Here is a 26,237-nt window from a genome sequence, read left to right on the forward strand (position 1 = left end):
GGAACGGCCCCCGCCGGCTCGCAGCCGACGAACGACCTCACCGTGCCGAAGCAGTAACCCGCTCACTCTCGATCCGCTTCGCGACCCCTTCCTCCCCCAACTCGTCCAGATGCCGGCACAACACCACCGACCCCCCGACCGCCAGCGGCGCGTACAACCCCGCGCTCAGCCCCTCCCACGTGCCGTACCCCAGCCCCGACAGCAGTCTCGATCCCGGCCCGGTCAGATCCAGCCCCGCCGCGTCCCCGAGCGCCCGCTCCACGACCTCGGCGCCACTCATCTCCGCCCCCGCGACGATCAGCGCGGGCTCCTCCGGATCCACCGGAGAGAACGGCACGAACCGGTCCCCCTGACTCGGCACCTCGACGGCATAGTCGACGAACCCCTCCGGCACCTGCGGGAACCGCCCGCCCAGCGGCCGCAGCGCGAGAGCGACCCGCTCGCCCCGGCACGCCCGCGCCGCCTCCAGCGAGTCCGGCCCGCTGACGACCACGTCGGCCGCGGCCGGCTCCCCGGCCACGTCGGCGATCGCGCCCACCGACGAACAGGCCAGCAGCCACACCGCCGTCTGCCAGTGCGCGGGCAGCAGCAGAGCGACCCGGTCGCCCGGCCCCGCCGCGAGATCGGTCTGCAACAGATTCGCCGTCTTCGCCACCCAATTGGCGAAGGTGGCCACGGACAATTCGACGCGCTCGCCCGTCGCGTCGTCGTAGAAGGTCACCAGGGGGCGTCCGGGATCCGCGGCGAGCGCGGAACGCAGCAGGTCGGCAGGGGTGCGATCGGTGGCGTTCACCCGCGCAAGCGTACGCCGCGCCCGGCGCCCGCACCGGCCGGCGGGGCCACCGGTTCGGCGTAGCGACTCCCGACGGACCGTCAGTTCCCCAATGGGCACGTCTGTCTGACTGTGTTCAATATCAGGGGCATGCGTGGATTCCTGACTTGCCCGATCGGCGTCACCTGCGCGGCGGCCCTCACCCTCCCGCCGGCCGTGCTGAACGTGCCGTCCGCGGTCGCCGCACCCGCGGACCGGGCCACGACGACCGCCGCCCGCCCCGCCACCACGGTCCTCCCCGGCAGCACCCAGTCGCTGCCCCTCACCCCCCGCACCCGCGAGCGCGTCCTCGGCCAGGCCTCCGAACAGGGCGCGTACCGCACCGGCGTACGGCACTTCTCGCTCGTCGGCGTCAGCTGGGACGACCCGGGAACCGAACTGCTCGGCCGGGTCCAGGTACGCACCCGGTCCGTGGCCACCGGCCGTTGGTCGGGCTGGCAGGACGTCGACACGCACGACGCCGACCACGGCGCCGACCCGGACACGGCGGAGGCCTCCTCCGGCCGGGTGCACGGCGCCACCGCACCGCTGTGGGTGGGCGCCTCGGACGGGGTCGACGTACGCGTACGCGCCAAGTCCGGCCCCGGCCCCGGCGTCGGACGCGACCTGCTCCCGGCCGGCCTCCGTCTCGAACTCGTCGACCCCGGCGACGAGGCCCCGTCCGAGGGCCTGCCCGGCGACAGCGCCCGCACCGACACCACGGCCGACGCGGCGGCCGCGGTCAACGCCGACCTCGTGTCCTTCGCCGCCACCGAGATCCCCGCGCTCAGCCGGGCGGACACCGAACGCGAACTCCGCGAACTCAGCGGCGGCACCGCCCCGCTCGCGAAGCCGCACATCGGACCGCGCCCGAGGATCGTCACCCGCCGTGGTTGGGGCGCCGACGAGTCGCTGCGCGAGAAGGGGTTCGTCTACACGGGGAAGGTCAAGGTGGCCTTCGTCCACCACACCGACTCCGGCAACGGATACCGCTGCTCCGACGCCCCGTCCGTCATCCGCGGTATCTACCGCTACCACGTCGTGAGCATGGGCTGGCGGGACATCGGCTACAACTTCCTCGTCGACAAGTGCGGAACCGTCTACGAGGGTCGCGCCGGGGGAGTGGCGAAGGCCGTCAGGGGCGCCCACACCCTCGGGTTCAACAACAACAGCATGGGTATCGCGGTGATCGGCACCTTCGGTTCGCACAAGCCGCCCGCGGCCGCCGTGACCGGCATCGCCAGGCTCACCGCCTGGAAACTCGGGCTCTTCGGGGCCAATCCGAAGGGAAAGACATATCTGAAGTCCGGGGGTGGCAATCTGTACCCAAAGGGGAAGAACGTACGACTGAACGTGATCTCCGGCCACAGGGACGGGTACGCCACCGACTGCCCAGGCGCCAAGCTCTACGCCAAGCTCGGTTCGGCCCGGACCAGCTCCGCGCACCTTCAGGGGCGCTGAGTACGTGGCCGGCGGTCGACGCCGTCGGGGGCAGTCGGGGGAAAACCGCACACCCATGCCGCGTGGCACCGCGCGGCCGTCGAGGGCGCCGTCGCACGGTCTGCATACACTGGCCGGCCGACACAGAGTTCGGCCGGTCCCGGCAGGAAGCAGAGACGACAGGTGACAGAAGCGATCCTCCTGGTCGGCGGCAAAGGCACCCGGCTGCGCCCGCTCACGGTCCACACGCCCAAGCCGATGGTCCCGGCGGCCGGCGTGCCGTTCCTGACGCACCAGCTGGCCAGAGCCAGAGCGGCGGGCGTGGAGCACATCGTCCTCGCGACGAGCTACCTGGCGGAGGTCTTCGAACCGTACTTCGGGGACGGCGCGGCACTCGGCCTGCACATCGAGTACGTCACCGAGGAGGAGCCCCTCGGCACCGGCGGCGCGATCCGCAACGTGGCCGCCCGCCTCCACTCCGGCCCCGACGACCCGGTCCTCATCTTCAACGGCGACATCCTGACGGGCCTGGACATCCGTGCCCTGGTGGACACGCACGAGTCGACGTCCGCCGACGTCTCCCTGCACCTCACGAAAGTGACGGACCCGCGGGCGTACGGCCTCGTCCCCACCGACGGGACCGGCCGCGTCCTCGCCTTCCTGGAGAAGCCGCAGACACCCGAGGAGATCGTCACCGACCAGATCAACGCGGGGGCGTACGTCTTCCGCCGGTCGGTCATCGACACGATCCCGGCGGGCCGCCCGGTGTCGGTGGAGCGGGAGACCTTCCCGGAGCTCCTGGCGGCCGGCGCCCACCTCCAGGGCATGGTCGACTCCACGTACTGGCTCGACCTGGGCACGCCCGCGGCCTTCGTCCGCGGCTCGGCCGACCTCGTCCTCGGCCGCGCCCCGTCCCCGGCGGTCCCCGGACGCTGCGGCGACCGCCTCGTCCTTCCCACGGCCCGGGTCGCGGCGGACGCGAAGCTGACGGGCGGCACGGTGGTGGGCGAGGGTGCGTTCGTGGCGGAGGGCGCGCGGGTCTTCGGCTCGACGATCCTCCCGGGCGCCGTGATCGAACCCGGCGCCGTCATCACCGACTCCCTGATCGGCAAACGCGCCCGCGTCGGCGAACGCTCGATCCTCACCGGCACGGTCATCGGCGACGGCGCGGTCATCGGCGCCGACAACGAACTGCGCGACGGCGCAAGGGTGTGGTGCGACGCGATGATCCCGGCGGGCGCGGTGCGGTTCTCTTCCGACCAGTAGTCGTGCGGCGGGATCGGGGGCGCCGTCCGCGGGGGCTGCGCCCCCGGACGCCGCAGGGGGCAGGCGCTCCACCACGGGCCGGTGGGGGTTGCTCGCGCAGTTCCTCCCCCAGCCTTCGGCCGGGGGGACCCCCAGCGCCCCTTACGGGGCGCCTCCGTCGCGGGCGCCTTGTCAGCTGACCCAGCCTGCAAGCGCCGGTAAGCGTCCCCGCCCCAGCCCACCCGCACCGCTCACAGCCGGCCGATATCCCCCTTCGGCATCCGCGGCGCCCGCCGCGCCGGCGTCTGCCCGCTCAGCAGAATCAACCGAGCCGCCCGATGCCGTTGCCCCGCATAGGGCTCGAGCAGCCGCAGCATCACCTCGTCGTCGGCATGCCGGTCCCCGGCCAGCGCGTACCCGACGATCCCCGGCAGGTGCAGGTCCCCGACCGTCACCGCGTCCGCCGCGCCATGACTGCGCTGCACGGTCTCCGCCGACGTCCACGGCCCCACCCCGGGCACCACTTCCAGCCGCGTCTGCGCCGCCTCCGGCGCCATCCCCACGGCCTGCTCCAGCCGCGCGGCGACCCGCACCGCCCGCAGGATCGTCGAGGCCCGTTTGTCGTCGACCCCGGCCTTGTGCCACTCCCAGGAGGGAATCAGCGCCCAGGTACGCGGCGCCGGCATCACCCACATCGGCCGCTCGCCCACCCCCGCGGGGCCCGGCGCGCGCTCCCCGAACCTGCGTACGAGCAACCGCCAGGCGCGGTACGCCTCGTCGGTGGTGACCTTCTGCTCCAGGACCGACGGGATCAGCGACTCCAGCACCAGCCCGGTCCGCGTCAGCCGTAGCCCCGGCCGACGGTGCCGGGCCGCCGCCACGACGCGGTGCCGGGGCACGAACACGGACGGGTCGTCGGCGGCACCGAGCATCTCCGGCAACTGGTCCAGCAGCCACCCGGCTCCCGGCCCCCAGGCCTCCCCGCGCACCTCACCGCCGTACCCGGCGACCCGCAGCGTGCCCGGCCCGGCAGGCGTCAGGCTGGCCCGCCACACGGACCCGTCCCGGGTGGCCCTGAACGTCGGATCCCCGGGCCCCCGCCGCAGCGGCCCCAGCACGAGTCCCAGATCAAGAACCCCGTCCGGCTTCCAGGCCCGCACCCGCCCCGCCGCGACAGCCTGCCTCGGAACACCACCGGCGGGCACGACGACCTGCCCACCCCGCACCGTCGTACGCGTGGGCCGAGGACCAAACCGACCAGCCATTCAAGGAATCCTAGGCCCAGAGCGCCCCTTCAGGGGCGCGGGGAACTGCGCGTCCATCCCCCACCAACCCGCCCCCGCCCGCGAAACCGAACGTCCCCGAACCGAAGGCCGTACCGCAACTCACCGCACCTCGATGAAGTCCCCGACCTCCCTCGGCGCCCTCTCCCGCGGCTCCTCCGCGGCCTTTCCCACGGCGACCGCCCCCATCGGATCCCACTCGGCCGGAAGCGCGAGCGCATCCCGCACCACATCCCGGCAGAACATCGTCGACGACACCCACGCCGATCCCAGCTGCTCCCCGGCCAGCGCGACCAGGAAGTTCTGTACCGCGGCCCCCGCCGCCACCACGAACATCTCCCGCTCGGCCGCGTCCCGCCGCGCGTCCCCGTACGTGTGCGACCCGTCCATCACTAGGCAGGGCACGACCAGGTACGGCGCGTTCCGCAGCACGTCCCCGCGCCGTACCCGCTTCGCGACGGACTCCTCCGACCTGCCGTCCTTCCTCAGGTCGGCGATCCACGCATCGCGCATCGCGTCCAGCAGCCGGACGCGTGCCTCGGCCGACTCCAGCAGCACGAACCGCCACGGCGTCGTGTGGTGCGGCGCCGGCGCGGTCACGGCCGCGGCGACCGCCCGCCGTACCGCCCCGGGGTCGACGGGCTCGTCGGTGAAGGCCCGCACCGTCCGCCGCAGCGCCACCGCCTCCCGGACCGCCTCGGACGTGCCGAGCCGGAACATGTCGCTGCCGGCGTCCCGGACCAGCGCCCGCGCGCCGTCCCCGTCGTCGCCTGCGTCGGCCACGACATGGGCGAGGCCCCGCACCACGGCGACCGGCATCCCGGTCGCCTTGCCCTTCACCAGGTCGCCGGCGGCGGCCAGTTCGTCGGCGGTGGCGACGACCGTCGCGACCAGCGGGTTGCCGTACGCGTCCACGCCCCCGCGCAGATCGTCCAGCACCTCCACGCCGGCGGCGCCGACGGTGACGTCCGTGAGCCCCGAGCGCCAGGGTCGCCCGAAGGTGTCCGTGACGACGACGCCGACGTTGACGCCCAGCGCGTCCCGCAGGCCCGCGCGGACGGCGCGGGCCGAGGCGTCGGGATCCTCGGGCAGCAACAGCACGGTCCCGGCGGGGGTGTTGGACGCGTCCACGCCCGCCGCGGCCATGACCAGGCCCTGCCGGTTCTCCACGATCCGCAGGGTCCCGCGCCGGGCCACCACCCGCACCGTCTCGGCGTCGATCGCCGCCTCCCGGTCGGCCGCCTCGACGAGCCGTCCCTCGGCCTTGGAGACGATCTTGGAGGTGACGATCACCACGTCCCCGTCGGCCAGCCCCGGCTCGGCCGCGGCGATCAGCTTCGCCAGGTCGTCGCCCTGCTGGACCTCGGGGATCCCGGGCAGCGCCCACACCCGGTACGCGGGCACCGCGTCGGCCGTGCCGGTCGTGTCGGCGGTGCCGGTCGTATCGGCCGTGCCGGCCGTGTCGATCGCGTCGGTCATGCCCCGCGCACCTCCTCGGCCAGTGCCAGCGCCTCGCGGGCCATCTGCGCGGCCGCGTCCAGGTCGGTCATCATGAGCGGTACGGCCCGGCAGCGGATGCCGGCCGCCTCCACGCGCGCGACGCTGCCCGCGTCCACGGAGTCGACGAGCCAGCCGTCCAGCAACCCGGAGCCGTAGTGCTCGGCGACCGCCGCCGCCGTCGACTCCACGCCGACCGCCGCGAGCACCTTGTCGGCCATCCCGCGCACCGGCGCGTCCCCGACGATGGGGGAGAGGCCCACCACCGGCACCCCGGCGTTCGCGATGGCCTCCCGGATGCCGGGCACCGCGAGGATCGTGCCGACGGAGACCACCGGGTTGGACGGCGGGAAGAGGATCACGTCCGCCTCGGCCAGCGCCTCCAGGACGCCGGGCGCGGGCTTGGACTGCTCGGCGCCGACCGGGACGACCGCCTCGGCGGGGACGCCCGCCCGCAGCCGTACCCAGTACTCCTGGAAGTGCACGGCCCTGCGCTCGCCGTCGACCTCGACCGCGACGTGGGTCTCGACCCGGTCGTCGGTCATGGGGATCAGCTTCACGCCCGGCTTCCAGCGGTCGCACAGCGCCTCGGTGACCGCGCTCAGCGGGTATCCGGCGCCCAGCATCTGGGTGCGCACGATGTGCGTCGCGAAGTCCCGGTCGCCGAGCCCGAACCAGTCCGGCCCCACCCCGTAGGCGGCGAGCTCCTCCTTGAGGTGGAAGGTCTCGTCGGCCCGCCCCCAGCCCTGCTCCTCGTTGATACCGCCACCGAGGGTGTACATCACCGTGTCGAGGTCCGGGCAGACCTTCAGCCCGAAGAGGTGGATGTCGTCCCCGGTGTTGCCGATGACGGTCACGTCGGCGTCCGGCACGGCCTGCTTCAGACCGCGCAGGAACCGGGCACCGCCGATGCCGCCTGCCAGAACCACAATGCGCATGCGCCAAGTCTTGCAGGCGGGTCCGACAACGCGTCACGCAGTCACGGGACGGGCCTCGCAGGCGGCGGCCGCGGCCGTGTGCATCGGCATCTCGGTCAGCCCCGGGTAGTAGACGTGCAGGCTCACCGCGGGCTCCAGCGTGTCGTTGACCACCTCGTGCGCGTACCCCGGCGCGAACACCCGTTGCGCGCCGGCGCCCAGCGCGCGCGTGCCGCGCCCGGTGCGTTCGGTGAGCGCGCCCTCCAGGACGGTCAGCACACCGGAGGAGCGGCCGTGGTCGTGCAGCCCGCTGCCCTGGCCGGGCACCCAGGACAGCAGCCACACCTCGTAGCCGGGGCCGGTGCGCAGCCGGTGGTACCAGCGGCTCGTCGCGTCGTACCGGACGAGGTGCTCCCACTGGGCGCGGTCGGCGGCGATCGCGCGGGCCAGGCCGACGAACTCGGCCACGGTGACCGGGTGCTCGCGCGGAGGCTGCAGCAGGTGCGTGACTTCGAGGATGTCGCCGGCGATCTGGAGGTCGTTGTCGCTGTTCATGGGGGTGCGGTGGTTCCTCAGTGAAGAAGGTCAGCGGGGAACGAAAAGCGAAGACCGAGTCCGGGGACTCGGTCTGCAGCTGGAGCGGGAGCGGCCGGATTCGGCTACGACCACGGCTCAACAGCTGGAACAGCAACAGCTACAGCGAGCACGGGCAGCACCGTGGGACCCGGCGGTGCGGGTCGAGGTGAGTGCCAAGTTCGCGAGCATGCCCACAAGGACATCGGTTCACACTTCCCGTGTCAACTCGACGCCCGGTATGTGGGACACGGTTCACCTCATCCGGTTCACCTCGCTGCCGAAAGGTTTGTTCAGTCGGCACCCGGGACACATGGCGCACAACCGGGCGCGCGAGCCACCTCGGAACGCGATCGAACATCTGGGCGTCCTTCTCCGTACAAGCTCTGTATGGGGTCGGAGGCCCCGGCCGGGGCCTCGTCTGCATGTCAAGGTTTATGCCGATTTGAACACTTTCCGCACGGCCTTGGTTCCGCAGAGTGAATAACGGGCCCAATAGCAGATCTCGGCTTGACTCGCCCGGAGCAGCACACTTGTAATTTCACTCGTGTCGTTCAGCCGAAATCGGTAACGGCCACGCACGGGGACGTGAAAGACAGACGAGGGGCGCACATGACCGAGCTGGTGCAGCAACTGCTGGTCGACGACGCGGACGAGGAACTCGGCTGGCAGGAGCGCGCGCTGTGCGCCCAGACCGACCCCGAGTCCTTCTTCCCCGAGAAGGGCGGCTCCACCAGAGAGGCCAAGAAGGTCTGCCTCGCCTGCGAGGTGCGCTCCGAGTGCCTCGAGTACGCCCTCGCCAACGACGAGCGGTTCGGTATCTGGGGCGGACTCTCCGAGCGGGAGCGCCGCCGCCTCAAGAAGGCCGCCGTCTGACCCGCAGGGGCTGCCGGCCGAGGCGGACGTCCACACAACGTACACATCTGAGCTGCGCGAACGGCCCGTCGCCCATGGGTTATCCACAGGCGGCGGGCCGTCGACATGCCCAGCCGATAGTGTGGGCGCTCGTCCGAGACGCCTCGCCGCCACCAGCGGGCGCAGGAGTCCACCGCAGTCCATCGAACCGGGGCCCGTACCTCGATGTCCGTGCACAGCCACACGGCAGCCGAAGCAGGCGCTGCCACACCAGAGTTCCCGCGTCACGTGGTGACCGCGGTGCTCGTCTCCCACGACGGCGCCCGCTGGCTGCCCGACGCGCTCGCCGGGCTGCTCGGCCAGGAGCGCCCGGTCCAGTACGCCGTCGCGGCCGACACCGGCAGCGCGGACGACTCCGCCCAGCAGCTCACCGCCTCCCTCGGCGACGCCAACGTCCTGCACCTCGCCCGCCGCACCGGCTTCGGCCAGGCCGTCGAGGAGGCGAGCCGCACCGCGCCCGTCCTCACCCCGGACGACCTGCCGTACCTGAAGCGGCCCAGCGGCTGGGACCCGGTCACCCGCCAGTGGCGCGACGACGCCTACGACATGCCCGAGCTGCCGCACGGCGAGCCGGTCCAGTGGCTCTGGCTGCTGCACGACGACTGCGCCCCGGAACCCGACGCCCTGGCCCAGCTGCTCCGGGTCGTGGACAACGAGATGGAGCTGGGCCGCGACGACGTGGCGGTCGTCGGCCCCAAGCTGCGCGGCTGGTACGACCGCCGACAGCTCCTGGAGGTCGGCGTCACCATCGCCAACTCAGGCCGCCGCTGGACCGGCCTGGACCGCCGTGAGCAGGACCAGGGCCAGCACGACCACGTGCGGCCCGTGCTCTCCGTCTCCACCGCCGGCATGCTGATCCGCCGCGACGTCTTCGAGGAGCTCGGCGGCTTCGACCGCCGGCTGCCCCTGATGCGCGACGACGTCGACCTGTGCTGGCGCGCGCACAACGCCGGCCACCGCGTCCTGGTCGCCCCCGAGGCCGTCGTCCGGCACGCCGAGGCAGCCTCCCGCGAGCGCCGCACCGTCGACTGCGCAGGCCGCACCGCCACCTCCCCGCACAAGGTCGACAAGGCCGGCGCGATCTACACCCTGCTGGTCAACGCCCGCACGGCCGTGCTGCCCTGGATCCTGTTCCGCCTGGTCGTCGGCACCCTGCTGCGCACCGTCGCCTACCTCGTCGGCAAGGTCCCCGGACAGGCCCTCGACGAGATCCGCGGCCTGCTCGGCACCCTGCTGCGGCCCGAGCGGATCATCGCCGGGCGGCGCAGGCGCGGCCGCTCCCAGCTCGACAAGGGCGAGCTGCGCCCCCTGTTCCCGCCGCCCGGCGCCACCGTCCGGGCCACCGTCGAACAGGTCGCGGGCAACCTCTTCGGCGCCGACGACGAGATCTCCGCGGCCGGCCGGCACGGCGGCGCCGTCGAGTCCGGGCCCGGCGGCGACGACGCCGACTTCCTGGAGATCGAGCAGTTCGCCCGCCTCAAGCGCATCGCCCGCAAACCGGGCCCGGTGCTCTTCCTGGTGCTGCTGCTGATCTCGCTGGCCGCCTGCCGTGCCCTGCTCGGCTCCGGCGCCCTCGCGGGCGGCGCCCTGCTGCCCGCCCCGGGCAGCGCGGGCGAGCTGTGGTCGCGCTACCTGGACGCCTGGCACGCCGTCGGCGCCGGCGGCACCCCGTCCGCGCCGCCGTACCTCGCGATCGTCGCCTCGTTCGCCTCCCTGCTGTTCGGCTCCACCGGGCTCGCGGTCACCGTGCTGCTGGTCGCCTCGGTGCCGCTGGCCGGGTTCACCGCCTACTTCGCCTCCCGCCCGCTGGTCACCTCCCGGCTGCTGCGCGCCTGGGCGGCCATCGCCTACGCCTTCCTGCCCGCCGCCACCGGCGCCCTCGCGGGCGGCCGCATCGGCACCGCCGTCCTCGCGATCCTGCTGCCGCTGATCGCCCGCGCGGGCATCGCGGCCAGCGGGCTCACCCACGCCTCCGGGGCACGCGGCAGCTGGCGCGCCACCTGGGCCTACGCGCTGCTGCTGACCGTCACCATCGCGTTCACGCCGATCGTCTGGCCGATCGCCCTGGTCCTCGGCCTCGCCGTGGTCGCCGTGCGCCGCTCCGACCTGGTCGCCTCCGGCCTGCGGCTGCTGGTCCAGCTCGGCACCCCGCTGCTGGTCCTCGCCCCCTGGTCGCTGACCCTGCTGCCGTCCGGCTTCTTCAAGGAGGCAGGCCTGGAGTACGGCTCCTCGGCCGCCTCCGCCCTCGACCTGCTCGGCGCCAGCCCGGGTGGCCCCGGCACCGTCGACGGGCTGCTGCTCATCGGCGTCGTCCTGGCCGCGCTCGCCGCCCTGCTGCGCTCCGAGCGCCAGTCGGCGGTCCGCACCGCCTGGGCGGTCGCCCTGGTCGGCCTGGTCTTCGCGGTCCTGTCCAACAAGTCCGCCTGGGCCGGTCCCGCGACCCTCGTCTACGGCATCGCGATCCTGTCCGCCGCCGCACTCGGCGCCGACGGGGCACGCTCGCGGGTCGCCGAGCAGAGCTTCGGCTGGCGCCAGCCGGTCGCCGCCCTGATCGCCTTCGCCGCCGCCGCGGGCCCGCTGCTGCTCGCCGCCGGCTGGATGATCGCGGGCGCCGACGGCCCGGTCGAGCGTCGCGACCCCACCCAGGTGCCCGCCTTCGTCGCCGAGGACAGCTCCACCACCGACCAGGTCCGCACCCTCGTCCTCGACAGCGACAGCACCGCGCGCGTGACCTACATGCTGGTGCGCGGCTCCGGCGCCCGCATGGGCGACGCCGAGGTGGCCGCCGCCGACGGCGAGAACGCCAAGCTCGACAAGGTCGTCGCCAACCTGGTGGCCGGCTCCGGCGCCGACCAGGCCGACCAGCTCGGCGGGTTCGCGGTGCGCTACGTCCTGGTCCACAAGGGCGCGCCGCGCGACATCACGCGCGTGCTCGACGCCACGCCCGGCCTGTCCCGGCTCAGCCAGCAGAACGGCAGCGCCCTGTGGCGCGTCGACCAGCAGGTCTCCCGCGCGGCCATCGTGCCGGCGAACGGCTCCGGTACCGCCGTCTCCGTGGCCGCCGGACCCGTCGACATCCACACCACCGTCCCGGCCGGCGCCGACGGCCGCGTCCTGCGCCTGGCCGACTCGGCCTCCCCGGGCTGGACGGCCACCCTGGACGGCAAGCCGCTGACCCGCACCACCGTCGACGGCTGGGCCCAGGGCTTCGAACTCCCCTCCGGCGGCGGGAAGCTGGACGTCACCTACGACACCCCGTTCACCCACACCCTCTGGCTGTGGGTCCAGGGCGCGCTCGCCGTCATCCTGGTCGTGCTCGCCCTGCCCGGCCGCCGCCGCGACGTCGACGACGACCTCCCCGAGGAGCGGCCGGTCCCCGCCCAGGCCACCGACGGCGAGGGCCGCCGCGCCCGCCGCCTGCGCGCCCAGGCGGAGGCCGAGGAGGAGTTCCAGGAGACCCCGGAGACCCAGGAGTTCCAGGAGACCGCGGAGGGCACCGACTTCCCGACGGCCCCGGCGGAGGAGACCCAGGCCGCCGTTCCGCACCAGCAGTCCTACGACGAGTGGGACCCGGCGTCCTACCCGCAGGCCGACGGCTACGACACCGGCTACGCCGACCAGTACCAGGGCACCGGCACCGGCCAGTACCAGACCGGCGGGTACGACCAGCAGACCTACGACCCCTACCAGACCGGCCAGTACGACCCGTACGCCTACGGCGGCCAGCAGGGGCAGGCGGCGTACGACCCGACGTACCAGCAGGGCTACGACCCGGCCTACGACCCCGCCTACGACCCGGCCGCCCAGCACCACCACGGCACCGGCGGCGAGCACCACGACGGGAGCCAGCAGTGAACCGCACCACCCTGTCCCTGCTCGCCGGTACGGCCGCCCTCGCGGCGGTCACCGGGTTCGCCGAGCTCAGCGCGCCGGCCACGGCCCCCGCGCACACCGCAGAGGCGGCCGCCCAGCTGCCTGTGGAGCGCTCCACGCTGCTGTGCCCGGCGCCCAGCCTGTCCGACATCGCGGAGACCTCGTACACGTCGTTCACGCCCGTCACCGAGGGCACCACCAGCGACGGCAAGGCCGGACTCCAGGCCGCCACCGAGCAGTCGGCGGACGGGACGGGGAGCGGCGGCGGCAAGAAGAAGGCCGCCAAGCCCGTCCTCACCCCCAAGACGCCCGGCACGCCGGCCACCGGCGACACCTCCGGCGCCGACGGGCCCGCCTACGTCGGCACCGCCGAGGGCAAGTACGCCCCCGGCTGGACGGTCCAGGAGACCACCGAGGTCGCCGCGGGCACCGGGCGCGGCCTCCAGGGGGTCAACTGCACGGCGGCCGACACCGACTTCTGGTTCCCCGGCGCCAGCACCGCCGCGAGCCGCACCGACTACGTGCACCTCACCAACCCCGACGACAGCGCCGCCGTGGTCGACATCGAGCTGTACGGCAAGGACGGCCAGCTCAAGTCCCCGGTGGGGGAGGGCATCACGGTCCAACCGCACGCCAGCGAGCCGGTCCTGCTGTCCACGCTCACCGACGAGCGCCAGACCGACCTGACCGTGCACGTGAGCGTGCGCAGCGGCCGGGTCGGCGCGAGCGTGCAGGCCCTGGACGACAAGACCGGCGGCGACTGGCTGGCCGCCTCCGCCGACCCGTCCGGCAGCCTGGTGCTGCCCGGCATCCCCAAGGACGCCACCGACGTCCGGCTGATCGCCTTCACCACCGGCGACAACGACGCGGACCTGAAGGTGCGCCTCGCCTCCCCGGACGGCACGATCACCCCGGCCGGCAACGAGACACTGCACGTCAAGGCGGGCATGACCACCGCGACCGACCTCGGCGACGTCACGCGCGGCGAGGCGGGCTCGCTGCTCCTCACCCCCTCCGACCAGTCCGTCCCGGTGGTGGCCGCGCTGCGCGTCACCCGCGGCAAGGGAAGCAACCAGGAGACCGCGTACATCCCGGCGACCGCCCCGGTCGGCACGCGCGCGACGTCCGCCGACAACAGCGGCAAGGGCACCACCCTCTCCCTGACCGCGCCCACCGCGACCGCCCAGGTCAAGGTCACGGCGTCGGCGGGCAGCGGTGGCGGCACGGCGGTGTCCAAGACGTTCACGATCAAGTCCGGCACCACCCAGAACGTCGACGCCCCGGTCCCGTCCGGACTGAAGGGCACCTACGCCCTGACCGTGGAGACGGTCTCCGGCGGCCCGGTCTACGGCGCCCGCGCCCTGGCGGCCACCGAGGGCGGCGTCCCGGGCTTCACGATCCAGACCCTCCCCGACGACCGCGGCACGGTGGCCGTACCGGAGGCGGACCAGGACGTGTCCGTGCTGCAGAAGTAGGCGGGCGGCGCGAGGCAGGCCACCGGAGGCTCAGGTCGCCGGGGGCTCAGTCCTCGCCGTACCGGGGATCTACCGTCTCCGGAGTGAGACCGAGCAGCTCGGCGACCTGCTCCACGACGACCTCGTGCACCAGCGCGGCCCGCTCGTCGCGCCCCTTGGTGCGGATCTCGACCGGCCGCCGGTAGACGACCACCCGCGCCCGGCGTCCCTCGCGCGCGGGAATGATGCCGCCCAGCGGCACCGCCTCGTCGTCCCAGCTCTCGCCGTGCCGGTCCTGCAGCCGCGGTACTTCGAGCACCAGGAAATCGATGTCGGCGAGCTGCGGCCAGCGCCGCTCCAGGCGCTCCACCGAGTCCTGCACCAGATCCGCGAACACGTCTGCGCGGCTCGCGGCCAGCGGCACCTGAGGCGGCGCGATCGGCCCGCGCATGCCCCGGCCGTGGCGGTCGCGTCGACGAGGCCCGGGGCCGGCGGCACGGGGCGGTACACGGTTGTCCATCACTGGTGAAGCGTAGTCCTCGCAGGCTCCGGCCGCGCCGCTCCGCGCACCGACAACGCCCGGGACGGCATGTCACAGGATGACCATTCCGGCCAAGGTTGGGCTCGTTTCCGTATCTCCACGAGACCGGCGAACTCAAGGCAATTGACGGTGTTTGTGCCGACTCGTGACCGGATGGGGTGCGGGCCGTGACCCCGGACGATCCGTTCCGCGCAGGTCAACAGGGCGTGTCGGGAGGGGTGTGTGGGACGTTTCACAGTACGACACGGTGGAGTGACCTGGGGGAGAGTCGTCGCGGCCCGCTCAAGAGTGCGGTACCGTCCAACGTCGTGAGCCCTGTACGTCGCTGTTCGCGAACCGCCTGCGGCCGACCCGCCGTCGCGACGCTGACGTACGTCTACGCCGACTCGACCGCGGTCCTCGGCCCGCTCGCCACCTACGCCGAACCCCACTGCTACGACCTGTGCGCCGAGCACTCCGAGCGCCTCACCGCGCCGCGCGGCTGGGAGGTCGTCCGGCTCCTCGACGGCTCCGCTCCCGCCCGTCCCAGCGGGGACGACCTGGAAGCGCTGGCGAACGCGGTGCGCGAGGCGGCCCGCCCCCAGGAGCGGGCGGCCGAGGCGGGCGGCGGCCGCGGCGCGGACCCGATGGAGGTCGCCCGGCGCGGCCATCTGCGGGTGCTGCGGTCACCGGACAACTGACGCGCACGGTCACGCCACCGGTCGCCGTACGGCTGCAGTCGTCAACCCGACGGGTGAACCGGCCGGAGGAAATCTCCGCACCCGGCCGGTCGTCTCCACGGGCGGCACGCCGGTCCTGTTCGCCGGCATCGCCACGGCTGCCGTCCTGCGCGTGCACGCGCGCGTGGCGGTCGTGGAAGGGGCGGCGACCGTACGCGGGTTGCGGTTCGCGGTCCTCACCGTGACGTCCGCGCTCGCCCTCGCCCACGTCATGAACCTCTCCGGACCGGCGGCGACGAGCGGCCACTTCGCGGCGGCGACGGGCGCGGGTCTGGCCTTCCTCACCCCGGTCCTCGGGCGATCCGCGCCGGATCACCGCAGATCACAGCCTGGTGTCCGCGACGGAACCGCGGGGGGAGCCGATGCCGGACCCGCACCCGGGACAGGTAGTTTGGGGCGACCAAAAGTATTCCAGGAGGGTTGGCCTGTGGCCGCTGCAGCTGATCTGTCACAGATCGTGAAGGCGTACGACGTACGCGGAGTGGTTCCGGACCAGTGGGACGAGGCGCTCGCCGAACTCTTCGGTGCCGCGTTCGTCCAGGTGACCGGTGCCGACGCGATCGTCGTCGGCCACGACATGCGGCCCTCCTCGCCCGGTCTGTCCCGCGCCTTCGCGCGCGGTGCGGCGGCCCGGGGCGTCGACGTCACCGAGATCGGCCTGTGCTCGACCGACCAGCTCTACTACGCCTCGGGCGCCCTCGGCCTGCCCGGCGCGATGTTCACGGCCTCGCACAACCCCGCGCAGTACAACGGCATCAAGATGTGCCGCGCGGGAGCCGCGCCGGTCGGCCAGGACACGGGCCTGACGGAGATCCGGGAGCTGGCGGAGCGCTGGTCGCAGGAGGGCGCCCCCGAGCCGGCCGCCACACCGGGAACCATCACCTCCCGCGAGACGTTGCCCGACTACGCGGCCCACCTGCTCTCACTCGTGGACCTGACCTCCGTCCGCCCGCTGAAGGTCGTGGTCGACGCGGGCAACGGCATGGGCGGCCACACGGTCCCGACGGTCTTCGAGGGCCTGCCGCTGACCCTGGTCCCGATGTACTTCGAGCTGGACGGCACCTTCCCGAACCACGAGGCCAACCCGCTCGACCCCGCCAACATCGTGGATCTCCAGCAGCGGGTGCGTGCCGAGTCGGCCGACCTCGGCCTGGCCTTCGACGGCGACGCGGACCGCTGCTTCGTCGTGGACGAGCGCGGCGAACCGGTCTCCCCGTCGGCGATCACGGCCCTGGTGGCCGCCAGGGAGCTGGCGAGGAACGGCGGCAAGGGCATGGTCATCCACAACCTGATCACGTCCTGGACCGTCCCCGAGGTGGTCCGGGAGAACGGCGGCACCCCCGTCCGCACGCGCGTCGGCCACTCCTTCATCAAGGCCGAGATGGCGCGGTCCGGCGCGATCTTCGGCGGCGAGCACTCGGCCCACTACTACTTCAAGGACTTCTGGAACGCCGACACGGGCATGCTGGCGGCGCTGCACGTCCTCGCCGCCCTCGGCGGCCAGCCCGGCCCCCTCTCCGACCTCGTCGCCCAGTACGACCGCTACACCGGCTCCGGCGAGATCAACTCCACGGTCGCCGACCAGCAGGCCAGCCTCGCCGCGATCCGCGCGGCCTACGGCGACCGCGACGACCTCACCCTCGACGACCTCGACGGCCTCACCGTCACCGCCGCCGACTGGTGGTTCAACGTCCGCCCCTCCAACACCGAACCGCTGCTCCGCCTGAACGCGGAGGCAAGGGACGAGGCGACGATGACGAAGGTGCGCGACGAAGTACTGGCGATCATCAGGGCCTGACCCCGGCTCCCCGCCACGGCGCTGAGCGGGTCCGACGAAGTGAGCCGGCAGCGCCCCGTTACGGGGCGCTGCCGGCAGTCGGCATATCTTCCCCCGTCGGCCTTCCAGCCCCCCGGCACCTCAGGCCCTCTCAACCGGCCGAGTCCCTTCCCCCTGCCCCAACTTCTCGACGGCCGCCCGGCACCCGTGGCCAGCCCAACCCACCCCACCGGCGGTAACCTGACCGCACGCGAACATCCACCCCGAAGGGAACCCGCATGCCGCTCGAAGTCGGCCTCCTGGAGATCCTCGCCTGCCCGGCCTGCCACGCCACCCTCAAGGAGCAGGACTCCGAGCTGGTCTGCACCGGCCAGGAGTGCGGCCTGGCGTACCCGGTCCGTGACGGCATCCCCGTCCTCCTCGTCGACGAGGCCCGCCGCCCGGCGTAAGCAGTAGGCAAGGCACGACAACCGCAGAACGTCAGGACCCCGGCGACCGGAGGCCGCTCCATGCTCGACGAAACGCTGCTCGACACCCCGGAGGCCCTCGCGGAGGCCGACCGCCGAGGTCTGCTGCGCGGCGCAGCCGAGGCCGGTGCCCGCGTGCGTACCGCCGCCCGGCACGCCACCGAGGCCGGTGTCCAGGAGCTGAAGCCGGACGGCCGCCCCCGCGCAGTCCTGATCGCGGGCCCCGGCGTCGCCGCCACCCACGCCGCCGACCTCCTCGGCACGCTGGCCGGCCCCGGCAGCCCCGTCACCCGCCTCGCCCCCACCGGCGTCGCCCCGGCCGCCGGCGCCCTGCGCTGGGAGCTCCCCGGCTGGGCCGGCTCCGTCGACCTGCTGCTGATCGCCACCCCGGACGGCACCGAACCCAGCCTCTCCCTCCTTGCCGACCAGGCCTACCGGCGCGGCTGCTCGGTCGCCGCCGTCGCCCCCGCCGACACCCCGCTCGCCGAGGCGGTGGCCGGCGCCCACGGCCTGTTCGTGCCGATGGCGACGGCTCCGTACGACCACGGCGAGCCGCTCGCCGGCTCCTCCCCGGGCGTCCTGTGGGCGCTGCTCACTCCGCTGCTGGTGCTCCTCGACCGCATCGGCCTGCTCGACGCCCCGCCGGACGCCCTGGAGAAGGTCGCCGACCGCCTCGACCACGTCGCCGAGCGCTGCGGCCCGGCCATCGTGACCTACAGCAACCCGGCCAAGACCCTCGCCGCGGAACTCGCCGACGCCCTCCCGGTCGTCTGGACGGAAGGCGACTCGGCAGGCCCGGCCGGCCGCCGCTTCGCCGCCGCCCTCGCCGAACTGGCCGGCCGCCCCGCCCTGGTCGCCGAACTCCCCGAAGCCCTGGCCGCCCACACCGCCGTGCTCGCCGGCCCGCTCGCCGCCAGCGCCGACCCCGACGACTTCTTCCGCGACCGCGTGGACGAGGCGCCCGCGCTGCACGCGCGCGTGGTGCTGCTCCGCGACCGCCCCCTCGGCGGTCTCACCGCCGCCCCCGCCGCCCGCGACCTCGCCCTCAGCCACGACACCCCGATCAGCGAGCTGGAGCCCGAGGCGGGCGACGAGCTGGAGACCCTGGCGGAACTGATCGCCGTCACGGATTTCGCCGCCGTTTACCTGACGCTCGCTTCCGGGGCCTGAAGTGGACACCGGCACCGGACCCACCGCACGAAGGACGACCTGAGGGCCGTACCGAAGGCCGACCGGTGGGGGAACGCACGGTGAACAGGTGAGCCGTGCCGCCCCGTTGCCCACGCTCGCCCCCGCCCGCAGAGAGAACCCGCAGAGAGAAGTCATGGATCTCCTCGACAACACCGTCCGCCCCTACGCCTGGGGTTCCCCGACCGCCATCCCGCAGCTGCTCGGGGTCGAGCCGAGCGGCGAGCCGCAGGCGGAGATGTGGATGGGCGCGCACCCGGGCGCCCCCTCGCGCACCGCGCGCGGCACGCTCGTCGAGGTCATCGACGCGGACCCGAAGGCCGAACTGGGCGAGGAGGCGGTGGCCAGGTTCGGCCCGCGGCTGCCCTTCCTGCTCAAGATCCTCGCCGCCGGCGCCCCGCTCTCCCTCCAGGTGCACCCCAATCTGGAGCAGGCCAGGCAGGGCTACGAGGACGAGGAGCGGCGCGGCATCCCGGTCGACGCCCCGGACCGCAACTACAAGGACGCCAACCACAAGCCCGAACTGATCTGCGCGCTCACCGAGTTCGACGGCCTGTGCGGCTTCCGCGCCCCCGAGCAGACCGCCGAACTCCTCGACGGCCTCGGCGTCGACTCCCTCAAGCCGTACGTCGACCTGCTGCGCGCCCACCCCGAGGAAGCGGCCCTGCGCGAGGTCCTCACCGCGATCCTGACCGCCGACCGGGAGGAGATGGCCCGCACGGTCGCCGAGACCACGGCCGCCTGCACCCGCCTCGGCGGCGACTACCTGCCCTACGCCGACATCGCCCACCACTACCCGGGCGACCCCGGCGTGATCGCCGCGATGCTCCTCAACCACGTCCGCCTGCAGCCCGGCGAGGCCCTCTTCCTCGGCGCCGGCATCCCGCACGCCTACCTCAACGGCCTCGGCGTCGAGATCATGGCCAACTCCGACAACGTCCTGCGCTGCGGCCTGACCCCCAAGCACGTCGACGTCCCCGAACTCCTGCGCATCGTCCGCTTCGAGGCGGGCGACGCCGGCGTGCTGCGCCCCGAGGCGGCCCCGGACGGCGAGGAGGTCTACGAGACGCCGATCGACGAGTTCCGGCTCTCCCGGTACGTCCTGCCCGAGGGCACCGCCGCCCACGACCTGACCCTGCCCACCCCGCAGATCCTGCTCTGCACGGCCGGCGCGGTACGCGTCGGCGAGTACGACCTGGCCCCCGGCCGTTCGGTGTTCGTCCCGGCGGCCGAGAAGGCGGAGGTGTCCGGAGCGGGCACGGTGTTCCGCGCCACGGTGATCGTCTGAGGGGCCCGCGTCCCGCCCGGGACCGGGCTGCAAGAATGGCCCACCGGCAAAGCACGGGCAAAGACGAGCACCGGCCGGGACGGCTGCACGCCCGGACGGCGTAGACGGACGACGGCGAGAACCAGAAGGGACACCGCGAACACATGAGCGCGTCAGGCGGCACCAGGGCGATCGTGGCGGCACTCGGCGCCAACCTCGCGATCGCGGCATCGAAGTTCGTGGCGTTCGCGTTCAGCGGCTCCTCGTCGATGCTCGCCGAGGGTGTCCACTCGCTCGCCGACTCCGGCAACCAGTTCCTGCTGCTCATCGGCGGCAAGAAGGCCCAGCGCGAGGCGACCCCGCAACACCCCTTCGGCTACGGCCGCGAGCGGTACATCTACGCCTTCCTCGTCTCCATCGTGCTCTTCTCCGTCGGCGGCATGTTCGCCATCTACGAGGGCTACGAGAAGATCAGCCACCCGCACGAGGTCGAACACTGGTACTGGCCGGTGGGCGTCCTCGTCTTCGCGGTCATCGCCGAGGGCTTCTCCTTCCGGACGGCCATCAAGGAGTCCAACGAACTGCGCGGCAAGCTGTCCTGGTCGCAGTTCATCCGCCGCGCCAAGGCCCCCGAGCTGCCCGTCGTCCTCCTGGAGGACTTCGGCGCGCTCATCGGCCTGGTCCTCGCCCTCGGCGGCGTCGGCCTCGCCGTCATCACCGGCGACGGCGTCTGGGACGGCATCGGCACCGTCTGCATCGGTGTCCTGCTCGTCCTGATCGCCCTCGTCCTGGCCGCCGAGACCAAGTCCCTCCTGCTCGGCGAGGCCGCCGGCGTCGAGGAGGTCAGGAAGATCGAGGCCGCGATCGTCGACGGCGACACCGTCACCGGCATCATCCACATGCGCACCCTCCACCTCGGCCCCGAGGAACTCCTCGTCGCCGCCAAGATCGCCGTCCAGCACGACGACACGGCCGCCGAGGTCGCCAAGGCCATCAACGCCGCCGAGGCCCGCATCCGCACCGCGGTCCCCATCGCCCGCGTGATCTACCTGGAACCCGACATCTACAGCGAGGCCGAGGCCGCCAAGGGCCCCGACCCCGAGGCCACCCCGGGCGGCCCGACCCCCCACCCCGCCGGCCACTGACCCCCTCGAACGGCGTGATCTGTTCGGAGGCGGACTGGGGACGGCCCGCTCCTGCGGTGTAGCTTGGGACGGAGCCAGACGTCGCTGCTGATGGCGGTCGGGCGGTCCCAGACGGACCGTCCGAGGGAGAGAGGGCCTCCGACGGACTGCGCTGCGCGCACGCGGGCATGCCTGTGTCCTCTTCTCGGGCACCCTGTGTCCGCCGCCGCGCAGACCAGCCGTACCCACCCTCGACCCAACCCGAGGAGCAGCTCGCAATGACGACTGTCGACAACCGACAGGACTTCAAGGTCGCCGACCTCTCCCTGGCCGACTTCGGCCGCAAGGAGATCACCCTCGCCGAGCACGAGATGCCCGGCCTGATGGCGATCCGCAAGGAGTACGCCGAGACCCAGCCGCTGGCCGGCGCCCGCGTCACCGGCTCCCTGCACATGACCGTGCAGACCGCCGTCCTGATCGAGACCCTGGTCGCCCTGGGCGCACAGGTCCGCTGGGCGTCCTGCAACATCTTCTCCACCCAGGACCACGCGGCCGCCGCCATCGCCGTCGGCCCGAACGGCACGCCCGAGAACCCGCAGGGCATCCCGGTCTTCGCCTGGAAGGGCGAGACCCTGGAGGAGTACTGGTGGTGCACCGAGCAGGCGCTGACCTGGCCGGACAGCCCCACCGGCGGCCCCAACATGATCCTCGACGACGGCGGTGACGCCACCCTCCTCGTCCACAAGGGCGTCGAGTACGAGAAGGACGGCAAGGTCCCCTCGGTCGACACCGCCGAGTCCGACGAGCACCGCGTCATCCTCGAACTCCTGCACCGCACCATCACGGACGGCTCGCAGAAGTGGACCCAGCTCGCCTCCGAGATCCGCGGCGTGACCGAGGAGACCACGACCGGCGTCCACCGTCTGTACGAGATGCAGCGCGACGGCGACCTCCTCTTCCCGGCGATCAACGTCAACGACGCCGTCACCAAGTCGAAGTTCGACAACAAGTACGGCTGCCGCCACTCGCTGATCGATGGCATCAACCGCGCCACCGACGTCCTGATCGGCGGCAAGACCGCTGTCGTCTGCGGCTACGGCGACGTGGGCAAGGGCTGCGCGGAGTCCCTGCGCGGACAGGGCGCCCGCGTGATCATCACCGAGATCGACCCGATCTGCGCCCTCCAGGCCGCGATGGACGGTTTCCAGGTCACGACCCTCGACGAGGTCATCGACAAGGCCGACATCTTCGTCACCACGACCGGCAACAAGGACATCATCATGGCCTCGGACATGGCCAAGATGAAGCACCAGGCCATCGTCGGCAACATCGGCCACTTCGACAACGAGATCGACATGGCCGGCCTCGCCAAGATCCCCGGCATCGTCAAGGACGAGGTCAAGCCGCAGGTTCACACCTGGAAGTTCCCCGACGGCAAGGTGATCATCGTCCTCTCCGAGGGCCGCCTGCTGAACCTGGGCAACGCCACCGGCCACCCCTCGTTCGTGATGTCCAACTCCTTCGCGGACCAGACCCTGGCCCAGATCGAGCTGTTCACCAAGCCCGACGAGTACCCGGTCGGCGTCTACACGCTGCCCAAGCACCTCGACGAGAAGGTCGCCCGCCTGCACCTGGACTCGCTCGGCGTGAAGCTCACGACGCTGCGCCCCGAGCAGGCCGCGTACATCGGCGTGGAGGTCGAGGGTCCGTACAAGTCGGACCACTACCGCTACTGAGTCCGAGTCCCGCCCACCGGGAGCACGCGCCCGTGCACTGACGCGCTCTCCCGGCAGGAGGTCCTCCGTTCCGCCGAGGCAGGCCCCCGCACCCCCGTGCCGGGGGCCTGCCCCTTTGGCCCGTTCCGGCCCGACGATCCCCCGCGCGGCCGTACCGCGGTTCCGAACGCCGGACCCACGCCCCCGTCAAGCCCCAGGACCCCCATGCCCCGCGGCCGCTATTCGCTGCACGATCCGCACGATCACACCCCCCTCGGCGAAGAACACTTCCAGTGCGCCCCCGGGCCCTCCGGCTGGCGTTATGTCTCCCAAGTGACCACCCCCTCCGGTGACCACGGCGGCTCCGTCGATCTCGCCCTCGACGACCTCGGCCGCCCCATCCGCCTGGAACTCCACGCCGGGGGCTGGCAGGTCCGCGGCGCCGCCCTCGACGGCGTCACCTGGGTCCGTACGGATCCCACCGGCACCCATGCCACCGAAGGCAATGTGCGCGCCCACGCCTTCACCGGCACGTCCCCGGCGTTCCTCGTCGCCACCGCCCGTCTCCTGCGCCTCACCCCCTCCGCTGCCGCGACCCGCGTACGCCTCGTGGCCTTCACGGACCCGGTCCTCGCCCCGCGCACCGTGGACCAGTCCTGGGCCCTGCTGAAAAGAGAAGCACACGCCACTGACAACGGCCCGCTGCTCGTGGACGAATACCAGGTCACAGCCCTGGACACCGGCGAACAGCACCCCGTGCACCTCGCCGGCGACGTGGTTCTGGCAGCCCCCGGAATCGAGTTGGAGGACCTGCGGTCACCGCCGACGTTCTTCACCGACCCCACGGACTGAGCTGCGCAGCAGGCCCCACCGGCCGGACCGCGCCTAGGCCGGCGGCACGAACCCGGTGACCGGCCGCTCGGCCGCCGCCGCGGGAGGAGCCACGGGCGCGGCCGGAGGCCCAGGGACAGACGCAGGAGGCACAGCAGGCATGGGTGCGGGTGTGGGTGTGTGGGCGGACGCAGCGGCCGGGAGCACAACGGATGCCCGAGGCTCGTACGCGTTCGGGATACCGGCGGAAGGAGCAGCCCCGTCGGCGAAGGCCCGTCGGGTCTCTCGGGCCTGCCGCTCCTGCACCACCGCCGCCAGATACGCGGCCGGCGGAATCTCCGTCGGCGCCGGAGTACCCGTCCGCGCCGCGAGATCCCCCGCGAGCCGCGCGGCCATCGCCCACGAGACCTGCGGATCGAGCTGCTGCATCCGCGTCAGGTACTGCCGGACGGCGAGCCACAGCGCGTCCGGAACGGCCGACAGGTCCAGCTCGGCGAAACGTCCCGCCAGCCAGGGCGGAGGCGGCGGAACGAAACGGGTCTGCCCGACGGGCACCCGCTCCCGCACGACCAGGGTCCCCGCGAACACGTCCCCGAGCCGCCGCCCACGGGCCGACACCAACGAGGCGATACAGGCCACGACCCCGAACGTCACCAGGATCTCGACGACACCGAGCGCACCCCGCACCAGCGCATGCCGGAACCGGATGGGCCCGCCGTCATCCCGCACGACCCGCAGCCCGCACGCCAGCTTCCCGAGCGAGCGCCCATGGCTCAGCGTCTCCACCGCGATCGGCGCACCGACCAGCACCAGCAGGAAGGCCGTGATCGCCAGGGCGATCTGCGCGGCGTCGTCCAGCGACGCCGTGGCCGCCGCGAGACCGATCGACACACCGATGTACACGGTGAAGGCCACGATCAGGTCGAGCAGCACGGCGAGTGCCCTGCTGGGCAGCCTCGCGGGGCGCAGTTCGAGCGCCACCGCCTCGCCCGTCACCAGCTCACTCACGCCTGCCGCCTTCCCCTGGTCTGCTCTGTACAGCACAAGTCTGCCAAGCTGAGGGCGCATCGCGCCGCAGTACGACAAGCTGACAGCTGCGACATCGTTGCAACAGGCAGTCGACGATCAGCCGAGGAGCAGGCAGACCCGATGGACCTCGACGTCTTCGTCTCCGCACACCGAGCCGAGTGGGACCGCCTCGACGCGCTCCTGCGCCGCCAGCGGCGTCTCAACGGAGCAGAGGCCGACGAACTCGTCGCGCTCTACCAGCGCACCGCCACCCACCTCTCCCTGATCCAGTCCAGCGCTCCCGATCCACAGCTCACCGGACGACTCAGCCAGCTCGTGGCACGCGCGCGCAGTGCCGTGACAGGCACCCGCCGCGCCTCCTGGCGCGACGCCGCCCGCTTCCTCGGACAGGGATTCCCGGCCGCCGTCTACCGCTCCCGACACTGGTGGGTGCCCACAGCGCTCATATCCACCGCCATCGCGATCGTCCTGGGCTGGTGGATCGGCACCCACCCGGACGTGCAGTCGACCATCGCGGCCCCCAGCCAGCTCCGCGAGCTGACCCGCCCCGGCGGCGAGTACGAGACCTACTACTCCAGCCATCCCGCGACCTCCTTCGCGGCGCAGGTGTGGACCAACAACGCCAGGGCCGCCGCGATGTGCCTGGTCCTGGGCGTCTTTCTCGGTCTCCCGGTCCTCTGGATCCTCTTCGAGAACATGCTGAACCTGGCCGTCGGCTTCGGCCTGATGTCCTCGGCCGGCCGCCTCGACACCTTCCTGGGTCTGGTCCTCCCGCACGGGCTGCTGGAACTCACCGCGGTCTTCGTGGCCGCGGGAACCGGACTCCGCCTCGGCTGGACCCTCATAGACCCGGGCCCGCGCAGCCGCCGTACGGCCCTGGCCGAAGAGGGCCGCGCCGCCGTGGCCATGGCGATCGGGCTGGCTCTCGTCCTGTTCGTCTCCGGCGCCATCGAAGGCTTCGTCACCCCGTCCGGCCTGCCTACGTGGGCGCGCATAAGCATCGGAGTGGTGGCTGAGCTGGCCTTCCTGGCCTACGTCTTCGTCGTCGGCGGACGAGCCGCCCGCGCCGGTGAGACAGGCGACCTCGAGGAGGCCGAGCGCAGCGCGCTCGTGCCTACGGCCGCCTGATGTGCGGAGACGTGCTGTGAGCTGCTAGTCTCCTCTTCGCCCCGGAAGACCCGTTGACACGGGTGGGAAGGGGAGGTAGATTCAAACAGTTGCCTAGAACTGGACAGGTTCAGGGCTGATCGTTAGAATCGATCCTGCTTCACAACGGAGAGTTCTCTCCGAGACATTGAAGCCACCCCCGATTTACTCAGAAATGAGTGGCCGGTCAGACCGGCCAAGAACTTCTGATAAAGTCGGACTCGCCGAAAGAGAGCCGGAAGGCAATCGAAAAGGCAAAGGCTCTCCAACGGCCACTGGAAATGAATTCCGACCGGAAACGGAACGGAAAACGGATCTGGTAAGGTTGGAAACACCGAAGGGAAGCCCGGAGGAAAGCCCGAGAGGGTGAGTACAAAGGAAGCGACCGTTCCTTGAGAACTCAACAGCGTGCCAAAAGTCAACGC

General features: G+C 72.5%; 21 protein-coding genes. 14 read left to right on the plus strand and 7 right to left on the minus strand.

Translation table 11 applies throughout. From position 1 onward, the window contains the following. Nucleotides 1-37 precede the first annotated feature (37 nt). Nucleotides 38-793: a TIGR03089 family protein gene (locus tag ACIQVL_RS34725; RefSeq protein WP_403437349.1), complete on the minus strand. Its 756-nt coding sequence runs from the start codon at nt 791-793 to the stop codon at nt 38-40. 129 nt (nt 794-922) lie between these two features. Between ACIQVL_RS34725 and ACIQVL_RS34730 the strand changes: the two genes are divergently transcribed. Both ACIQVL_RS34730 and ACIQVL_RS34735 read left to right on the plus strand, forming a co-directional pair. Further along, entirely contained in the window at nt 923-2,272 is a 1,350-nt protein-coding gene (locus tag ACIQVL_RS34730) for a peptidoglycan recognition protein (RefSeq protein WP_403477318.1), read from the plus strand. A 162-nt stretch (nt 2,273-2,434) separates the two neighbouring features. Continuing rightward, nucleotides 2,435-3,517 (plus strand): sugar phosphate nucleotidyltransferase, encoded by a 1,083-nt coding sequence (locus tag ACIQVL_RS34735; protein ID WP_403437352.1) that lies wholly within the window; start codon nt 2,435-2,437, stop codon nt 3,515-3,517. Nucleotides 3,518-3,747: 230 nt separating this feature from the next. On the opposite strand, the gene ACIQVL_RS34740 is transcribed toward ACIQVL_RS34735, so the two are convergent. From ACIQVL_RS34740 to ACIQVL_RS34755, 4 genes are all read right to left on the minus strand, one after another. Further along, nucleotides 3,748-4,761, minus strand: a complete 1,014-nt coding sequence (locus ACIQVL_RS34740; protein ID WP_403477319.1) for a DNA-3-methyladenine glycosylase family protein — start codon at nt 4,759-4,761, stop codon at nt 3,748-3,750. 120 nt (nt 4,762-4,881) lie between these two features. Further along, nucleotides 4,882-6,258 (minus strand): coenzyme F420-0:L-glutamate ligase, encoded by a 1,377-nt coding sequence (locus ACIQVL_RS34745; protein ID WP_403437356.1) that lies wholly within the window; start codon nt 6,256-6,258, stop codon nt 4,882-4,884. After that, a complete protein-coding gene (gene cofD / locus ACIQVL_RS34750) occupies nt 6,255-7,214 on the minus strand; it encodes a 2-phospho-L-lactate transferase (protein ID WP_403437358.1) in 960 nt (319 codons plus the stop codon). The genes ACIQVL_RS34745 and cofD overlap by 4 nt, the downstream gene beginning before the upstream one ends. A 33-nt stretch (nt 7,215-7,247) precedes the next feature. Then, nucleotides 7,248-7,748, minus strand: a complete 501-nt coding sequence (locus tag ACIQVL_RS34755) for a cysteine dioxygenase (RefSeq protein WP_403437360.1) — start codon at nt 7,746-7,748, stop codon at nt 7,248-7,250. A 630-nt stretch (nt 7,749-8,378) separates the two neighbouring features. Between ACIQVL_RS34755 and ACIQVL_RS34760 the strand changes: the two genes are divergently transcribed. The 3 genes from ACIQVL_RS34760 to ACIQVL_RS34770 all read left to right on the plus strand — a co-directional run bounded on the left by ACIQVL_RS34760 (nt 8,379) and on the right by ACIQVL_RS34770 (nt 14,029). Continuing rightward, a complete protein-coding gene (locus tag ACIQVL_RS34760; protein WP_003975777.1) occupies nt 8,379-8,642 on the plus strand; it encodes a WhiB family transcriptional regulator in 264 nt (87 codons plus the stop codon). Nucleotides 8,643-8,846: 204 nt separating this feature from the next. Then, nucleotides 8,847-12,536, plus strand: coding sequence for a glycosyltransferase (locus ACIQVL_RS34765; RefSeq protein WP_403477320.1), 3,690 nt, complete (start codon nt 8,847-8,849; stop codon nt 12,534-12,536). Further along, the gene (locus ACIQVL_RS34770; RefSeq protein ID WP_403477321.1) at nt 12,533-14,029 is read left to right on the plus strand and encodes a DUF5719 family protein; all 1,497 of its coding nucleotides are present in this window, start codon (nt 12,533-12,535) and stop codon (nt 14,027-14,029) included. The genes ACIQVL_RS34765 and ACIQVL_RS34770 overlap by 4 nt, the downstream gene beginning before the upstream one ends. Before the next feature lie 46 nt (nt 14,030-14,075). Here the strand turns inward: ACIQVL_RS34770 and ACIQVL_RS34775 are convergent, their stop codons facing one another. Continuing rightward, a complete protein-coding gene (locus tag ACIQVL_RS34775; protein WP_366363508.1) occupies nt 14,076-14,528 on the minus strand; it encodes a metallopeptidase family protein in 453 nt (150 codons plus the stop codon). 278 nt (nt 14,529-14,806) lie between these two features. Between ACIQVL_RS34775 and ACIQVL_RS34780 the strand changes: the two genes are divergently transcribed. The 8 genes from ACIQVL_RS34780 to ACIQVL_RS34815 all read left to right on the plus strand — a co-directional run bounded on the left by ACIQVL_RS34780 (nt 14,807) and on the right by ACIQVL_RS34815 (nt 23,658). Continuing rightward, entirely contained in the window at nt 14,807-15,229 is a 423-nt protein-coding gene (locus ACIQVL_RS34780) for a DUF3499 domain-containing protein (protein ID WP_293994172.1), read from the plus strand. A gap of 466 nt (nt 15,230-15,695) precedes the next feature. Continuing rightward, on the plus strand, nt 15,696-17,066 hold the full coding sequence (locus ACIQVL_RS34785; RefSeq protein ID WP_403437366.1) for a phosphomannomutase/phosphoglucomutase: 1,371 nt from the start codon (nt 15,696-15,698) through the stop codon (nt 17,064-17,066). Nucleotides 17,067-17,323: 257 nt separating this feature from the next. After that, nucleotides 17,324-17,494, plus strand: a complete 171-nt coding sequence (locus ACIQVL_RS34790; protein ID WP_403437368.1) for a Trm112 family protein — start codon at nt 17,324-17,326, stop codon at nt 17,492-17,494. A gap of 60 nt (nt 17,495-17,554) precedes the next feature. Further along, a complete protein-coding gene (locus ACIQVL_RS34795) occupies nt 17,555-18,682 on the plus strand; it encodes an SIS domain-containing protein (RefSeq protein WP_403437369.1) in 1,128 nt (375 codons plus the stop codon). Between the two features lie 154 nt (nt 18,683-18,836). After that, nucleotides 18,837-19,988 (plus strand): mannose-6-phosphate isomerase, class I, encoded by a 1,152-nt coding sequence (gene manA, locus ACIQVL_RS34800; protein ID WP_403477332.1) that lies wholly within the window; start codon nt 18,837-18,839, stop codon nt 19,986-19,988. Nucleotides 19,989-20,131: 143 nt separating this feature from the next. Then, nucleotides 20,132-21,112, plus strand: coding sequence for a cation diffusion facilitator family transporter (locus ACIQVL_RS34805; RefSeq protein ID WP_403437370.1), 981 nt, complete (start codon nt 20,132-20,134; stop codon nt 21,110-21,112). A 257-nt stretch (nt 21,113-21,369) separates the two neighbouring features. Next, complete coding sequence (gene ahcY / locus ACIQVL_RS34810; protein ID WP_403437371.1) at nt 21,370-22,827, plus strand: adenosylhomocysteinase; 1,458 nt, start codon at nt 21,370-21,372, stop codon at nt 22,825-22,827. 204 nt (nt 22,828-23,031) lie between these two features. After that, the gene (locus tag ACIQVL_RS34815) at nt 23,032-23,658 is read left to right on the plus strand and encodes a hypothetical protein (RefSeq protein ID WP_403477322.1); all 627 of its coding nucleotides are present in this window, start codon (nt 23,032-23,034) and stop codon (nt 23,656-23,658) included. Between the two features lie 33 nt (nt 23,659-23,691). On the opposite strand, the gene ACIQVL_RS34820 is transcribed toward ACIQVL_RS34815, so the two are convergent. Beyond that, complete coding sequence (locus ACIQVL_RS34820) at nt 23,692-24,645, minus strand: RDD family protein (protein WP_403437373.1); 954 nt, start codon at nt 24,643-24,645, stop codon at nt 23,692-23,694. A 141-nt stretch (nt 24,646-24,786) separates the two neighbouring features. On the opposite strand from ACIQVL_RS34820, the gene ACIQVL_RS34825 reads away from it, so the two are divergent. Further along, the gene (locus tag ACIQVL_RS34825) at nt 24,787-25,794 is read left to right on the plus strand and encodes a stage II sporulation protein M (protein ID WP_403477323.1); all 1,008 of its coding nucleotides are present in this window, start codon (nt 24,787-24,789) and stop codon (nt 25,792-25,794) included. The last annotated feature ends 443 nt before the right edge of the window (nt 25,795-26,237 follow it).

The organism is Streptomyces sp. NPDC090499, from assembly GCF_044769305.1.
Lineage (GTDB): Bacteria > Actinomycetota > Actinomycetes > Streptomycetales > Streptomycetaceae > Streptomyces.

Excerpts from the sequence above, each read along its gene's own strand:
- ACIQVL_RS34765 (WP_403477320.1), top strand. The coding sequence starts at position 8,847 with ATGTCCGTGCACAGCCACACGGCAGCCGAAGCAGGCGCTGCCACACCA.
- manA (WP_403477332.1), top strand. The coding sequence starts at position 18,837 with ATGGATCTCCTCGACAACACCGTCCGCCCCTACGCCTGGGGTTCCCCG.
- ACIQVL_RS34815 (WP_403477322.1), top strand. The coding sequence starts at position 23,032 with ATGCCCCGCGGCCGCTATTCGCTGCACGATCCGCACGATCACACCCCC.
- ACIQVL_RS34740 (WP_403477319.1), bottom strand. The coding sequence starts at position 4,761 with ATGGCTGGTCGGTTTGGTCCTCGGCCCACGCGTACGACGGTGCGGGGT.
- ACIQVL_RS34825 (WP_403477323.1), top strand. The coding sequence starts at position 24,787 with ATGGACCTCGACGTCTTCGTCTCCGCACACCGAGCCGAGTGGGACCGC.
- ACIQVL_RS34795 (WP_403437369.1), top strand. The coding sequence starts at position 17,555 with ATGCTCGACGAAACGCTGCTCGACACCCCGGAGGCCCTCGCGGAGGCC.
- ACIQVL_RS34730 (WP_403477318.1), top strand. The coding sequence starts at position 923 with ATGCGTGGATTCCTGACTTGCCCGATCGGCGTCACCTGCGCGGCGGCC.
- cofD (WP_403437358.1), bottom strand. The coding sequence starts at position 7,214 with ATGCGCATTGTGGTTCTGGCAGGCGGCATCGGCGGTGCCCGGTTCCTG.
- ACIQVL_RS34775 (WP_366363508.1), bottom strand. The coding sequence starts at position 14,528 with ATGGACAACCGTGTACCGCCCCGTGCCGCCGGCCCCGGGCCTCGTCGA.
- ACIQVL_RS34755 (WP_403437360.1), bottom strand. The coding sequence starts at position 7,748 with ATGAACAGCGACAACGACCTCCAGATCGCCGGCGACATCCTCGAAGTC.
- ACIQVL_RS34805 (WP_403437370.1), top strand. The coding sequence starts at position 20,132 with ATGAGCGCGTCAGGCGGCACCAGGGCGATCGTGGCGGCACTCGGCGCC.
- ACIQVL_RS34760 (WP_003975777.1), top strand. The coding sequence starts at position 8,379 with ATGACCGAGCTGGTGCAGCAACTGCTGGTCGACGACGCGGACGAGGAA.
- ACIQVL_RS34790 (WP_403437368.1), top strand. The coding sequence starts at position 17,324 with ATGCCGCTCGAAGTCGGCCTCCTGGAGATCCTCGCCTGCCCGGCCTGC.
- ACIQVL_RS34745 (WP_403437356.1), bottom strand. The coding sequence starts at position 6,258 with ATGACCGACGCGATCGACACGGCCGGCACGGCCGATACGACCGGCACC.
- ahcY (WP_403437371.1), top strand. The coding sequence starts at position 21,370 with ATGACGACTGTCGACAACCGACAGGACTTCAAGGTCGCCGACCTCTCC.